The 14,710-nt window shown below is 49.8% G+C and carries 15 protein-coding genes; 11 read left to right on the forward strand and 4 right to left on the reverse strand.

From position 1 onward, the window contains the following. Window positions 1–27: 27 nt before the first annotated feature. The 4 genes from fur to ybfF all read right to left on the reverse strand — a co-directional run bounded on the left by fur (window position 28) and on the right by ybfF (window position 2,653). Window positions 28–480: a ferric iron uptake transcriptional regulator gene (fur, locus tag QVF11_RS22585; RefSeq protein WP_004885952.1), complete on the reverse strand. Its 453-nt coding sequence runs from the start codon at window positions 478–480 to the stop codon at window positions 28–30. A 291-nt stretch (window positions 481–771) separates the two neighbouring features. Further along, window positions 772–1,302, reverse strand: a complete 531-nt coding sequence (fldA, locus tag QVF11_RS22590) for a flavodoxin FldA (RefSeq protein ID WP_167492801.1) — start codon at window positions 1,300–1,302, stop codon at window positions 772–774. Between the two features lie 150 nt (window positions 1,303–1,452). Further along, on the reverse strand, window positions 1,453–1,746 hold the full coding sequence (ybfE, locus tag QVF11_RS22595) for a LexA regulated protein (protein ID WP_110273365.1): 294 nt from the start codon (window positions 1,744–1,746) through the stop codon (window positions 1,453–1,455). Window positions 1,747–1,879: 133 nt separating this feature from the next. Further along, window positions 1,880–2,653, reverse strand: a complete 774-nt coding sequence (gene ybfF / locus QVF11_RS22600; protein ID WP_112214502.1) for an esterase — start codon at window positions 2,651–2,653, stop codon at window positions 1,880–1,882. A 183-nt stretch (window positions 2,654–2,836) separates the two neighbouring features. Here ybfF and seqA point away from each other — a divergent pair, with 183 nt between their 5' ends. From seqA to araD, 11 genes are all read left to right on the forward strand, one after another. Further along, complete coding sequence (gene seqA, locus QVF11_RS22605) at window positions 2,837–3,385, forward strand: replication initiation negative regulator SeqA (protein WP_110273367.1); 549 nt, start codon at window positions 2,837–2,839, stop codon at window positions 3,383–3,385. Between the two features lie 32 nt (window positions 3,386–3,417). Continuing rightward, entirely contained in the window at window positions 3,418–5,058 is a 1,641-nt protein-coding gene (gene pgm / locus QVF11_RS22610) for a phosphoglucomutase (alpha-D-glucose-1,6-bisphosphate-dependent) (protein ID WP_287859341.1), read from the forward strand. A gap of 59 nt (window positions 5,059–5,117) precedes the next feature. Beyond that, a complete protein-coding gene (locus tag QVF11_RS22615) occupies window positions 5,118–5,537 on the forward strand; it encodes an arginine:ornithine antiporter (RefSeq protein WP_112214501.1) in 420 nt (139 codons plus the stop codon). Window positions 5,538–5,870: 333 nt separating this feature from the next. Next, on the forward strand, window positions 5,871–6,668 hold the full coding sequence (locus QVF11_RS22620; protein WP_110273370.1) for a DeoR/GlpR family DNA-binding transcription regulator: 798 nt from the start codon (window positions 5,871–5,873) through the stop codon (window positions 6,666–6,668). A gap of 116 nt (window positions 6,669–6,784) precedes the next feature. After that, on the forward strand, window positions 6,785–7,858 hold the full coding sequence (locus QVF11_RS22625; RefSeq protein WP_112214499.1) for a zinc-binding dehydrogenase: 1,074 nt from the start codon (window positions 6,785–6,787) through the stop codon (window positions 7,856–7,858). Between the two features lie 273 nt (window positions 7,859–8,131). After that, window positions 8,132–8,998, forward strand: a complete 867-nt coding sequence (locus tag QVF11_RS22630) for an ABC transporter substrate-binding protein (protein ID WP_227016027.1) — start codon at window positions 8,132–8,134, stop codon at window positions 8,996–8,998. Window positions 8,999–9,103: 105 nt separating this feature from the next. Beyond that, window positions 9,104–10,588, forward strand: a complete 1,485-nt coding sequence (locus QVF11_RS22635; RefSeq protein WP_112214498.1) for a sugar ABC transporter ATP-binding protein — start codon at window positions 9,104–9,106, stop codon at window positions 10,586–10,588. A gap of 10 nt (window positions 10,589–10,598) precedes the next feature. Next, window positions 10,599–11,585, forward strand: a complete 987-nt coding sequence (locus QVF11_RS22640; RefSeq protein ID WP_112214497.1) for an ABC transporter permease — start codon at window positions 10,599–10,601, stop codon at window positions 11,583–11,585. Window positions 11,586–11,612: 27 nt separating this feature from the next. After that, a complete protein-coding gene (locus QVF11_RS22645; protein WP_287859345.1) occupies window positions 11,613–13,091 on the forward strand; it encodes an FGGY-family carbohydrate kinase in 1,479 nt (492 codons plus the stop codon). Next, window positions 13,088–13,987, forward strand: coding sequence for an L-ribulose-5-phosphate 3-epimerase (locus QVF11_RS22650; RefSeq protein ID WP_112214495.1), 900 nt, complete (start codon window positions 13,088–13,090; stop codon window positions 13,985–13,987). The genes QVF11_RS22645 and QVF11_RS22650 overlap by 4 nt, the downstream gene beginning before the upstream one ends. Further along, complete coding sequence (gene araD / locus QVF11_RS22655) at window positions 13,977–14,672, forward strand: L-ribulose-5-phosphate 4-epimerase (RefSeq protein WP_112214494.1); 696 nt, start codon at window positions 13,977–13,979, stop codon at window positions 14,670–14,672. The genes QVF11_RS22650 and araD overlap by 11 nt, the downstream gene beginning before the upstream one ends. Window positions 14,673–14,710 lie beyond the last annotated feature (38 nt).

Genomic DNA, 14,710 nt, shown 5'->3' on the forward strand with positions numbered 1-14,710 from the left:
GCTTTTTGCTGCTTACGCAACGGGGAATTACTTTTCCACCGCGTCGTGGGCATGTTCATCTTCGCGGCAATCGCCTTCTGCACAGTGACCGTACAGGTACAGGCTGTGGTTGGTGAGGCGAATACCGTGTCGGGAGGCAATCTCACGTTGACGAGCTTCAATTGAGTCATCGCTAAATTCGATCACTTTGCCGCAATCAAGGCAAATCAGATGATCGTGATGATGCTGTTGCGTTAGCTCGAAAACGGATTTACCACCTTCGAAATTATGACGGGTGACGATGCCGGCGTCGTCGAACTGGTTCAGTACGCGATAGACGGTTGCCAGACCAATCTCTTCACCCATATCAATCAGGCGTTTATATAAGTCTTCCGCACTGACATGATGGTTATCCGGTTCCTGCAGGACTTCCAGGATTTTTAATCGCGGAAGTGTCACTTTCAGGCCAGCCTTCTTTAATGCGGTATTGTTGTCAGTCATGCGGAATCTGTCCTGTTGCTAAACGATCTACTTCCATCAACGGAAGTAATACAGAGAATCACCCGATGTAATGCGTCTCATTATAGAACTGCCATGGTGAAATGAAAACTGCAAGCATCGGGCCTTGTATGCTGTCAAAAACGAGGCACTGGCTACAAAGTGCTTCACGTGACCTCGTTAAATCAGAGGACATTGTACAGATATGTGATTAAAAGTTAAAAACTTGTAGCTATAACTTTGATTGCTTTTATCTATTAATTCGGCGAAATCTGACGATAACGCCGTTTAGACTCAGGCATTCTTGATTTCTTCGAGGTGCAGCTCTTCAGAAATCTGTTTTACCCATTTTTCCACGCGTTCGTTAGTCAGTTCTGGCTGACGGTCTTCGTCGATGGCCAGACCCACGAAGTGGTCGTCATCTGCCAGACCTTTAGATGCTTCAAAATGATATCCAGCGGTCGGCCAGTGACCAACGATAGTGGCGCCGCGGGGTTCGATGATGTCGCGAATGGTACCCAGCGCATCACAGAAGTATTCAGCGTAGTCTTCCTGATCGCCGCAGCCAAACAGCGCGACCAGTTTGCCGTTGAAATCGACTTCTTCCAGCGTCGGGAAGAAATCATCCCAGTCACACTGTGCTTCACCGTAGTACCAGGTTGGGATGCCGAGCAGCAGAATATCGTGAGCTTGCAGATCTTCTTTGCTGCTCTTGGCAATGTCGCGCACATCAGCAACATCTTTACCAAGCTGCTTTTGAATCATTTTTGCAATATTTTCGGTGTTGCCGGTGTCGCTGCCAAAAAAGATGCCGATGATTGCCATGAGTAAAATAACCTCTTGAAACTTAATGATGTGGTAGGGACTTAAATGCCCACAGATAGGGGCAATGATAGCAGAACTGAGAAGGGCGCGGAAACAGCAATCACGCCCGACTGCACACTCTGCTACATGAAAGCTTATTTTTTGAGGGTTTTAGGCTTTATCCTGGCTGCGCAGGGCCGCCAGTTGGTTCATCAGCATCTCTTCAATCAGATCGCTGCGGTTCATGTTGCGGGCTTCGGCCAGCTCATTGAGCGCATCAACCGCATCGGCATTGAGCTTCAGCTCAACGCGCTTCAAACCGCGAACTTTATCGCGCTTGAGCTGATTGCGTTTGTTGATACGCAGCTGTTCGTCGCGTGAAAGCGGATTGGTTTTCGGTCTACCCGGCCGACGCTCGGTTGCGAACAAATCTAATGTCGTACGGTCCGTTTGTTCTTTTGCCATGATTCAGAGTGACTTCGGGGGAAACAAGCTGTCGGGCATAGCCGACGCAGATAGCCCGCCATAATACATCAGGCGAGGGGCTGCGCCAACGACCGCGGGCATTCTGCCGCGCGGTCGGGCAGATTTTAGCCAGTTACGCGGCTATGGAGGTCAAATAACGGCGTATTGCCCGTAAAACAGCCTCTGGTTTTTCTGCATGTACCCAATGTCCGGCTCCGGCAATCACATGGGCCCGTGCCTGGGGGAATTGAGCCAGCAGAGCCTCACGGTAGGCATCGGTTACGTAGGGTGAGTTACCGCCGGGGATAAACTGCGCCGGATGCGGCCAGGCGGGGATGGTTTGCCAGCCGACGATATTGTCATATTGCTCCCACAATACCGGCACGTTAAACCGCCACTGACCTTCCACAAAGGATTTCAGCAGAAACTGAATCACGCCTTCTTCATTGAGGTGTTCGCGCATCACCGCTGCCGCCTGTTGACGCGTTGCGGCACCCGCGTCGGTCACGGCATTGATGGCGGCGAAGATTTCATCATGGCGACGAACGTGATAATCCACAGGTGCAATATCAATCGCAACCAGGCCAGCGATGCGCTCCGGGGCCATTGCGCTCAGCGCCATGACCGCCTTACCGCCCATTGAGTGACCAATAAAGGTCGCTTTTTCTATTTGGTATTCATTGAGAGTATCAATCAAATCCTGAGCCATCGCGGCATAGGTCATCTCTGGCGCGCGCGGGGAAAGACCGTGATTTCGCATATCGACCTGTAAAATATCGTAGTCAGCGACCAGATCGCGGGCGAGGATCCCAAGGTTATCCAGACTGCCAAAAAGGCCATGGACCAGGACGATAGGGGGATTATTGTGCGGATTCTGTGCAGATTGCGCTCGGCTATTTAATTTCATGGCAAAGTTCTTTTTTTCGCTCCGTCGGGTTAGGGTATTATGTTGGACATTCTGCCATCCGGCTGCAAGACCCGGAAGATTTCCGAGTTTTACCGCCATCCTGGTTTGACGCTATCCGCGGTTGGGATTTGTCCTTATAATCCCGACAACTTGTATTCAGAAAAGATATCGTACTGGATTAAGATGAAAACAATTGAAGTTGATGATGAACTCTATAGCTATATTGCCAGCCACACCAAGCATATTGGCGAGAGTGCATCCGACATTTTACGGCGCATGTTGAAGTTTTCCGCCGTTTCCCAGCCTGCCGCACCGGTAGCGAAAGTCGTTCCGGCTCCGGCGCCAACGCCTGTCGTTGAAGTGAAACCCGCCAATCCTCTGAAGGATAAAGTCCGCGCCATGCGCGAGCTGCTGCTATCTGATGAGTACGCCGAACAAAAACGCGCGGTAAACCGTTTCATGCTGGTTCTGACTACCCTCTATTCCTTAGACAGTAAAGCGTTTGCCGAGGCGACCGAGTCTCTGCATGGGCGCACTCGCGTCTATTTCGCTGAAGATGAGCGGACGCTACAGAAAAATGGTAATCAGACAAAACCTAAGCAGGTTCCGGGCACGCCGTGGTGGGTTATTACAAATACCAATACCGGCCGCAAATGCAGCATGATTGAACATATCATGCAGTCAATGCAGTTCCCTGCTGAATTGATCGAAAAGGTTTGCGGTACGATCTAGTCATTTAACTTTTGCACCAGAAGGATCAGGCAATGGCAATCGATAAGCGCGCAGGTCAACCTGCGCAACAGAGTGATTTGATTAACGTCGCCCAACTGACCGCCCAGTACTATGTGCTGAAGCCAGAAGTGGGCAATGCGGAACATGCGGTGAAGTTTGGTACCTCCGGCCATCGCGGCAGCGCGGCGCGCCACAACTTCAACGAGCAGCATATTCTGGCGATTGCCCAGGCGATTGCTGAAGACCGCGCAAAGAACGGGATCACCGGCCCATGCTACGTCGGGAAGGACACCCACGCACTATCCGAACCCGCTTTCATTTCTGTACTGGAAGTGCTGGCGGCGAACGGTGTTGATGTCATCGTTCAGGAAAATAACGGTTTCACCCCGACGCCGGCGATTTCTAATGCGATTCTGGTGCACAACAAGAAAGGCGGCCCACAGGCTGACGGCATCGTCATCACTCCGTCCCATAACCCGCCGGAAGACGGTGGTATCAAGTACAATCCGCCGAACGGTGGCCCGGCTGATACCAACGTCACCAAAGTAGTAGAAAACCGTGCCAACGAACTGCTGGCTGCCGGTCTGCAGGGCGTGAAGCGCATTTCTCTTGATGCGGCGCTGGCCTCTGGTCACGTCAAAGAGCTGGATCTGGTGCAGCCGTTTATCGAAGGGCTGGCGGATATCGTCGATATGGCGGCTATCCAGAAAGCGGGCCTGACGCTGGGTGTTGATCCGCTTGGCGGCTCCGGTATTGAGTACTGGAAACGCATTGCTGAGTACTACAAGCTGAACCTGACTATCGTTAACGATAATGTCGATCAGACTTTCCGCTTTATGCACCTCGATAAAGACGGCGCGATCCGTATGGACTGCTCCTCCGAGTGTGCCATGGCGGGCCTGCTGGCGCTGCGCGACAAGTTCGACCTGGCCTTTGCTAACGACCCGGATTACGACCGCCACGGTATCGTGACGCCAGCCGGGTTAATGAATCCGAACCACTACCTGGCGGTGGCGATAAACTACCTGTTCCAGCATCGCCCGCAGTGGGGCAAAGATGTTGCTGTCGGTAAGACTCTGGTCTCCTCGGCAATGATCGACCGCGTTGTGAATGACTTAGGCCGCAAGCTGGTGGAAGTACCGGTTGGTTTTAAATGGTTCGTTGATGGTCTGTTCGACGGTAGCTTCGGCTTCGGCGGCGAAGAGAGCGCGGGCGCTTCGTTCCTGCGTTTCGACGGCACGCCATGGTCTACCGACAAAGACGGCATCATCATGTGCCTGCTGGCGGCGGAAATCACCGCGGTGACCGGGAAAAACCCGCAGCAGCACTATGATGAACTGGCAGCACGTTTCGGCGCGCCAAGCTACAACCGTCTGCAGGCTTCAGCAACTTCTGCCCAGAAAACAGCGCTGTCTAAGCTCTCTCCGGAAATGGTAAGCGCCAGCACGCTGGCCGGTGACCCGATTACCGCGCGTCTGACCGCAGCTCCGGGCAACGGTGCGGCAATTGGCGGTCTGAAGGTGATGACCGAGAACGGCTGGTTTGCTGCGCGTCCGTCAGGTACTGAAGACGCTTACAAAATCTACTGTGAAAGCTTCCTTGGCGCTGAGCACCGTCAGCAGATTGAGAAAGAAGCGGTGGAGATTGTCAGCGAAGTGCTGAAAAACGCATAAGCTAAGTCATCATCATAATCAGGCCCTTTTCAGGGCCTGTTTTTTTCGCAAGGAGTGCGATGAAACTGAAACGTAAAAAAGTCTTTTGGTTTTGGGCTGGGATGGATCTTTTTTATCTCATTGAGTTTGTCGGCTGGAACCTCTATCACCGACGCGTACCGTTCTACGACGATATCCTCGCATATCTCCAGCTCCTGCATACCTACGGCTCCGCGGCCGCCTGGCTGTTCCCGCTTAATTTTTTGTTGATAATCAGTATTCCCGTGTCGATGATTCTATTCTTGCGTCAGAGCCGCTATGCCCTGTGGCTGACATGGGCGCAAACGCCGTTACGGCTGGTCTTTATGCTGCCGTCGCTTTCGCTGGTGTTATGGATGCTGCGTGAAATGGGGTTCAAGGGGATAGTGTTCTTTATCGGGCTTTTACTACTCTCGGAAGCGGCGAAAGTGGTGACGCTATGGCGCTGCCGTAAGGTTTGACCACGAGGTTATTTGACCTGCTATCGCGACAATACAGATTATGCGCATTCTGCAATGACTGAATCGGGCACAAACGGGTATTATTTTTTTGACCGGGTTTGCCCATTCTGTAGATTGAAGTTGAGTGCCTGGGCATCAATGAAGTTATATTTTGCTACCATTGTCACAAAATCCCATCTTAAGAAATGCAACTTTCTTTAAATATATGATCAGCTTCAAATTAAAAAAAGCTGAACGCTTGTTTTGATTTTGTATGATTTGAATCACTTAATGATATGGATGATTTTGTTACATTTATGTCATTAAATCCTGGATGCTTTCTTGAGAACTTATATGTTACAAGTTAAACGTCACTCATTAATTCTGGAATTTGTCGTTGAAAACGGTTGTGCTAGAGTCAATGAATTGTCGCGAATATTTGGCGTGTCTCCAGAAACTATTCGCCGAGATTTAACTGTGCTCGCCAAAAATAAAAAATTGGTCCGTAGCTTTGGCGGCGCGATGATTTCAGAAAATAATGCATCATTTTTAGATGTGGATAATCCCACAAATAATGGGAATTTTGTCGATAAAGCTGAAGCATTTATTAAGCGAACAAAAGAGCAGCCAGAGCGAAAAATGCGTATTGCCAAAAGCGCATTACAGTACATTCATGAGCATGAATGCATTATTATGGACAATAGCAGTTCATGCTGGTTTTTAGCACGGCAGTTGCCCGATATCGAACTGACGGTAATTACCAATTCATTAAATATTATTCAGACATTGGCCTGCCGAAAGAAAATAAGAATTGTCAGCGTGGGTGGTGAATATTCTGAAAGACACGGCGATTTTCATGGGCCGGTAGCTGAATTTATTATTAATAACTTTAAGGTCAATAAATTGTTCTTTTCTTGCCAGGGCCTTGATTCTGGCCTGGAAATCAAAGATAGCAATGAAGTCAACGTGCGTCTGAAACAGGAAATGCTGAAAGTGGCCGACCAAAAAATTCTGATGGTAGATAGCAGTAAATTTGAACGTTATTCATTATATAAAATATGTGACCTGGCAGATATTGATGTTCTTATTACTAATAAGTTACCAAAGGATATCTATCGTCAGGAATGCCTGAAAATCGTAGAGACCAGTTAAACTCTCTACGTAATAATTCATTTGCATCATCATCTCACGACTCTTGTGCCAGGTGGAGGATAATTGCGTCAGCAATACTATCCATCTTCATTACTTATCCGAAAATGAGGTTTACGATGGAACAATTACCTGAAGATATGAAAGCTGTTGTGTGCCATGGTCCCCAGGATTACCGCTTTGAAAAGATTACGCGCCCGGTAGCACAAGAAAAAGAAGTGGTTATTAAAGTTGATGGCTGTGGAATATGTGCTGGTGATTGCAAAGCCCAGGACGGCGCACCGATGTTTTGGGGTGAAAACCCATGGGTGAAAACGCCAGTGGTGCCAGGACATGAATTCTATGGCCGAGTTGCTGAATTAGGCCCCGGCTCGGCAGAAAAATATAAATTAAAAATTGGCGATCGTATTCTGGCGGAGCAGATTGTACCTTGTCATGAATGTCGCTTCTGTAAAACCGGGAAATACTGGATGTGTGAAACCCATGATATTTATGGTTTTCAAAAGGATGTTGCCGATGGCGGTATGGCTGAATATATGCGCTTCTCCGAAAGGGCGATTATTCACAAAATCCCCGAATCATTAAGTGAAGAAGATGCGGCGCTTATCGAACCAATGGCCTGTGCTATCCATACGGTACGCCGTGGGGATATCGATCTGGATGATGTTGTTGTTATCGCTGGTGCCGGCCCGCTGGGTCTGTGCATGGTACAGGTCGCGCATCTTAAGACGCCGAAAAAGTTGGTGGTGATCGACACCATGGAAGACCGTCTGGCGCTGGCGAAAGAGTTTGGTGCGGATGTGGTTATCAATGCAGCCAAAGAAGACGCCGTTGCCATTGTTAAAGCCATGACCGAAGGCTACGGCTGCGACGTCTACATTGAAGCTACCGGCGCGCCGATTGGCGTTACCCAGGGACTGGAGATGATTCGTAAACTGGGTCGTTTCGTCGAATTCAGCGTGTTTGGTAAAGAAACCACCGCCGACTGGTCGATCATTGGCGACCGAAAAGAGCTGGATATTCGCGGTGCGCATCTTGGCCCGTACAGCTATGAAATCGCCATCGATCTCTTTGAGCGCGGCCTGCTGACTGCGAAAGGTGTCGTCACTCATTTCTATTCTATCGATGAGTGGAAAGCGGCGTTTGAAATGGCAAAATCGCTGGATTCTATCAAGGTCGTTATTAAACCATAAAAATTAAATAGTTTCATTTATTTTGAGTGTCACTACATTGAAATAAATGGAGGCTAAATAAATACTGGATTTGTATCATGGTGATAACTGGGGTAAATATCGGTGGTCTGATGATGTCTACCGGTCGTTAATTTATTGCTCAGGCTATCAGGCAACATTCGCACCATGAAAACGCTAAAGGATAATTTTTATCCTTTAGCGCATAACTCAAAAAGGAGATATTGAATGCCTGTAAAATTGAATACGAAAGCATTACTCTCAGGACTTCTGGCGATGAGTATGGTCGCCTGCGTTAATGCTAAGCCGCTAACTATCGGTATGTCGTTCCAGGAATTGAATAACGAATATTTTGTCACCATGAAAGAGTCACTTGAGCAGTCGGCGAAAGATATTAATGCCACTGTATATACTGCTGATGCTGCGCATGATGTCTCCAAGCAGATTAGCGACGTTGAGGATATGTTGCAGAAGAAAATTGATATTCTGCTGATCAACCCAGCTGATAGCGTAGGCGCGGAAACGGCAGTTCTGGCGGCGAAAAAAGCAGGTGTGGTGGTGGTAGCGATTGATGCCCAGGCAAACGGGCCTATTGACTCATTTGTCGGTTCTAAAAACTATGACGCAGGTTTTATTGCCGGTGAGCATTTAGCCAAAGCGCTGGGGGATAAAGGCAACGTCGCGATTCTCGATGGCATTCCCGTGGTACCTATTCTGGAACGCGTTCGTGGTTTTGAAGATGCGATGAAAAAGCATCCTAATATTAAAGTCATTACCAAACTGAACGGCAAGCAAGAACGCGATACCTCCATGAGCGTGACGGAAAATATGCTGCAATCCAATCCAACGCTAAACGGTATTTTCAGCGTTAACGACGTTGGCTCTCTTGGTGCGCTGGCGGCTATTCAGTCTTCCGGCCGTGATGTGAAGTTAGTTAGCGTCGACGGTTCGCCGGAAGCGGTAGCTGAAATTGCCAAAGGCAATACGCCATTTATTGCGACTGCAGCGCAGTTTCCGCGCGACCAGTTACGTATCGGTTTAGGTATTGCGCTGGCTAAACATTGGGGCGCGAATATTCCGAAAGAGATTCCTGTTGATGTGAAGCTTATTGATAAAACAAACGCCAAAGATTTCCATTGGTAAGAGCGTTATTACTCCATAACGGCTCGCGATTAAGTTCGTGGGCCGTCGTGGATTCTTATTAAAGTATGGCACGATATATTATCGTGTCGTCATGGAGCGATGTTCATGCCCAGCTTACTGGAAGTCAAAAATGTCAGTAAAAGCTTCCCCGGAGTCAAGGCGCTCGATAATGTCAATATTACCCTTGGGCGAGGGGAGGTGCATGCTTTACTCGGTGAAAATGGCGCGGGTAAATCCACGTTGATGAAAATCCTCTGTGGGATATATCAACCGGATACCGGCAACATTTTTATTGATGGCAAGCAGCAGCATTTTCATAATTATCGCGATGCCATTCAGTGCGGCGTTGGGATTATTTTTCAGGAATTTTCTCTTATTCCCTATCTTAATGCCTATGAGAATATTTTTCTCAATCGCGAGAAAGTGAATCCATTTGGTTTATTAGACCGTAAAACCATGCGCCGCGAGGCTCTCAGGATCTTTAAAGAGCTCGGCGTGACGCTGGATCCCGATGAGCAAATTTGCCATCTCAGCGTGGCTGAGCAGCAGTTCGTGGAAATTGCCAAAGCGCTCTCGCTGGATGCCCGTATTCTGATCCTCGATGAACCGACTGCCACCTTAACCCCAAGCGAAGCGGAACACCTTTTTCGCGTGATGCGCGATTTAAAAGCGAAAGGCGTGGGCATGTTCTTCATCTCTCACCATCTTGAGGAAATCTACGAGATTTGCGACAGCCTGAGCATCTTGCGTGATGGGAAATACATCGGTTCAGCGAAGGTTGATGATATCGATCTCGCGGAGATGATCCAGATGATGGTTGGCCGCGAGGTGGAGAATATCTATCCGGAGCGACGGACGCTGGAGAATCATGATCTTCTGCTGGATGCGGAAATTCAGCTTACCGAAAGCAGCAAAGTGAACCGATTAACGCTGCGCAAAGGCGAAATCTTAGGCCTCGCCGGACTCGTGGGGTCGGGGCGTTCAGAAGCGATTCTGGCGCTGACCGGCGCGGATAAATGCTTTAAAAAACATGTCCGTCTGGCGGGGAAAGAGGTCTCGATAAAGTCCACCGATCAGGCTCTGCAGCTGGGCATTGGCTTATTGCCTGAAAGCCGTAAAACTCAGGGGCTGGTGCTAGGTTTTTCAGTTAAAGATAATATCTGGCTCAACAAGCATACTTGCCACTATTCGCTAATTCGTGATGGTGAAGAGCGTAAAACGGCTGAGCATTTAATTCGTCACGTTGGGGTAAAAACGCCGGATGCTTTTACCGCCGTCGGAACATTAAGCGGTGGTAATCAGCAGAAAGTCGTTATTTCCCGCTGGTTAAATCATGATGTCAATATTTTGATTTTTGATGAGCCAACTCGCGGCATTGATGTAGGGGCTAAATCTGAAATCTATCAAATTATGCGCAATCTTACCGAACAAGGTATTTCGATAATTATGATTTCATCAGAGTTGCCGGAAGTGATTGGCGTTAGCGACCGCGTCATGGTTTTTCGCGATGGTGATATCGTTGCCGAACTTGAAAATGAAAATATAAATTCCACGGTCATTATGCTGCATGCCGCCGGTAATATTATTTAGGGAGTCTTAAATGAGTAATGAAAATGCATCATTAGCGCCAGTTGCATCTCCTGAAAAAAATAAAAAAATCCTCCATGGATTATTAAAGATGCCCGCGTTCCTGCCGTTTGTCGGTCTGGTATTACTGTTTTCCTGCATGGCTATTTTTAATGATTACTTTTTAACAGTAGATAACCTCTCGACCGTCGCCCGCCAGGTTTCAATTAATGCCATTATCGCCATCGGCATGACGTTTGCAATTCTGACCGGCGGTATCGACCTCTCCGTCGGCGCGGTGATGGCGCTGGCCGGTACGCTGATGGCGGGATTAATGAAGTATTATGGCTTAGACCCATGGTTAGCCATCCTTATCGGCTTGTGTTCCGGCGTGGCTTTTGGCGCGATTAACGGCTTTTTAACCGCTTATGGCAAGATGCCGCCCATTATCGTCACTCTCGGGGCGATGATTATTGCCAAGGGCCTGGCGCTGATTTATACCGGTGGCTATCCCATCTCTGGATTACCTGATTCATTTGCCTTTTGGGGCCGTGAATATCTGTTCGGTATTCAGGTGCCGATTATTCTGATGGTGGTTTTATATATCATATTTTATATCGTCCTGAACCATATGCCGTTCGGTCGCTATGTCTACTCCCTGGGGGGGAACGAAGAGGCGGCACGCCTGAGCGGTCTGCGGGTTAAATATTATAAGTTGCTGGTCTACGTTATTAGTGGTTTTACCGCCAGTTTCGCCGGGCTTATTTTTACCTCGCGCGTCATGAGCGGTCAGCCTAATGCCGGCGTTGGTTTTGAACTGGATGCTATTGCCGCAGTTGTGCTCGGCGGCGCGTCTATTGCCGGTGGGCGAGGAATGATTATTGGTACGTTAATTGGCGCGATGATGCTCGGGGTACTGAATAATGGCTTAAATCTTCTGGGGATCTCGCCTTATGTCCAGTATGTAGTGAAAGGGCTCATTATTTGGGGCGCCACTTTTATTAGCTCTGCCAGACGCTAAATCATTTTCATTGTGGGGTGAAGGGATATGAATTTTATCGGAGTCGATATCGGCGGGACGGTGACCAAAGCCGGTATCTATAATGAACTAGGGCAAGAGATCCACGTCGCGTCGCAATATGCGCAGGTGTTATCCGATCAACCGGGTTTTACCGAGCGAAATATGCATGAGCTTTGGGATACTGTATGTAACGTCATTAAAAAAGTGATGTATGAAAGCCAGGTGCCACCATTAAGTATTGGCGGGATCGGTTTTTCCTCGCACGGTAAGGGGCTTTACGCGATTGATAAAAAAGGCGAGCCGGTACGCAACGGGATTATTTCATCCGATACCCGGGCGCTGGAGTTTGTCAAAAAATGGTACCGCGAAGGTATCGACAAACTGGCCTATCCAAAAGGATTACAGCAGCTGTGGACCGGACATCCGGTGTCGCTGCTGGCGTGGCTTAAAGAGTATGAGCCGGCCAATTACGACAGAATCGATGCCGTTTTGATGGTCCACGACTACATCCGTTTCCGCCTGACCGGCGAAGCGACGGCGGAAATTACCAATATTTCCGGTAGTAATTTTTATAACCAGTTCACCTCCCGCTACGACAGCGACATGATGGCGCTATTTGGTATTGAGGAAGTGGTGGATAAAACCGCGCCGGTGGTGAACTCAACGGATTGTGTGGGCCATATTACCCTGCAGGCATCACTGGACTGCGGGTTGTGTCCAGGCACGCCGGTTTTTGGCGGCTTTTTCGATGTGGTTGCCTCCGCCGTTTCTTCGGGGATTGATCGGGCCGATACCCTCAGTGCGGTAGCCGGTACCTGGAGTATTGCCACCTCGGTGACGGATAATATTATTGCCAGCGACTTCCCGTATATCTGGGGGAAATACTGCATTCCGGGGAAATATTTTGTTCATGAGGGCAGCCCGACCTCGGCGAGTAATCTCTCCTGGTTTGTGAAACAGTTCTTTCCTGATGATGACCACTGCTATGAGCATTTCGAAAGCTGGATCGCGGAAGATACCGACAGCAATCTGGTCTTTTTACCGTATCTGTTTGGTTCCAATCTGGCGATGGATCTCCCCGGTGCGCTGGTCGGACTGGCGGGTCATCACACCAAAAAAGACATTATTGCGGCCATCTATCGCGGGATCGTCTTTTCCCACCTGGTGCACCAGGACCGCATTATTGAGCTCAATCAGGATATTCAAAAAATTCGCTTCACCGGCGGCCCAAGCCAGTCGAAAGGCTGGACGCAGATGTACGCCGATGCCTCCAACCTCCCTTTGGAAGTGGTGGATATTGAACAGGCCGGATGTCGCGCGGCTGCATTATGCGCGGCTGCCGGAACCGGTGCCTATGCCAACTTCAGCGAAGCTATCCAGGCGACGCAGCCGGAAGTCGTTTGTTACCAGCCGGATGCCAAACGACATCAGCAGCTGCGTGAAGGCTATGCCCGTTATTTACAGGTTGCGCAAAGCCTCTCCAGGGCGACGGGGGCGGCACAATGAAGCCCAGACTTGGTATTTATGAAAAAGCGCTACCCGCTACGCTGGACTGGCCAAAACGCTTCGAACTGGCTGCAAATCTGGAGTTTGATTTCCTCGAAATCTCTGTTGATGAGAGCCCGGAACGTCAGGCCCGACTACGCTGGAACCGTGGCCAGAGGCTGGCGTTCGTTGCTGACAAAATTAATAGCGGCATTGATGTACCGAGCATGTGCCTCTCCGCGCACCGCAGCCATCCTTTTGGTAGCGTCAACCGTGACACCCGGTTAAAGGCGCGCGAACTGATGCTTGATGCGCTGGACTTTGCCAGCCACGTCGGGATCCGCAATATCCAGCTGGCAGGCTATGACGTTTACTACGAATCCTCCTCCGCGCAAACTCGCGAATATTTTATTGAAGGGATTAACTGGGCGGTGGCTGAAGCGGCGAAGGCGCAAATCATGTTGTCGATGGAGATCATGGACACCGCCTTTATGAGCAATATCTCCCGCTGGCTGGATCTGGAGCGCAAGGTCTGTAGCCCGTGGTTCTGCGTCTATCCGGACGTTGGCAACTTAAGTGCGTGGCAAAACGATGTTCCTGAAGAGTTGAGTAAAGGCATTCATAAAATCAGCGCCATCCATTTGAAGGACACCCAGCCCGTTTCACACGCCTCGCTGGGGCAGTTCCGCGATGTACCATTCGGCACCGGCTGCGTGGATTTCAGCGAGATTTTCCGCTCGCTTGCCGCGCTGAACTATCGCGGCGCATGGCTGATTGAGATGTGGGCTAAAAATGACGGGCAGGATAGCGAGAGAATTGCCGAGGCCAAAGCGTGGTTAACGGATAAATACCAGCAGGGTTTTCTTGTCCCGCAGTATGAAGCCAATGTGAATTCAGGAGTGAAGTATGCTGGATAAACTCAAGCAGACGGTTCTTGACGCCAATCTGGCGCTGCCGAAATTTAATCTTGTCACCTTTACCTGGGGCAACGTCAGCGGCATCGATCGCGACGCGGGGTTGGTGGTGATTAAGCCTTCCGGCGTGGAATACGATGTGATGTCGGCTGACGATATGGTGGTGGTTGAACTGGCAACTGGGCGAGTGGTGGAAGGGCGCTACAAGCCTTCATCCGATACGCCGACGCATCTTGAACTGTATAAAGCCTTTAGCGGCGTGGGCGGGATTGTGCATACGCACTCACGCCACGCGACGATTTGGGCGCAGTCGGGCAGGCCGCTGCTGGCGATGGGGACCACCCATGCCGACTATTTTTATGGGCCAATTCCCTGCACCCGCCCGCTAAACGACGATGAAATTCTCGGTGATTATGAAACCAATACCGGCCACGTGATTATTGAAACGTTCAGGATGCAGGATATCGAACCTCTCAGCGTGCCTGCCGCACTGGTGCATGGTCACGGCCCTTTTGCGTGGGGAAAAGATCCGGCGAACGCGGTGCATAATGCGGTGGTGCTGGAAGAGATTGCCTACATGAATATGTGGACCCGCCAGTTGGTGAGCGAGGAGCAGCCGGTTTCGTCGACGCTGCTGGATAAGCACTATTTACGCAAGCATGGGGCAGGGGCCTATTACGGGCAATAATCGCGGGTATCTCCCGGAGGCGGCGCGATGCGCCTGTC

Origin of the sequence: Klebsiella sp. (genome assembly GCF_027492335.1) — a bacterium.
GTDB classification, from domain to species: Bacteria; Pseudomonadota; Gammaproteobacteria; order Enterobacterales; family Enterobacteriaceae; genus Klebsiella; species Klebsiella huaxiensis.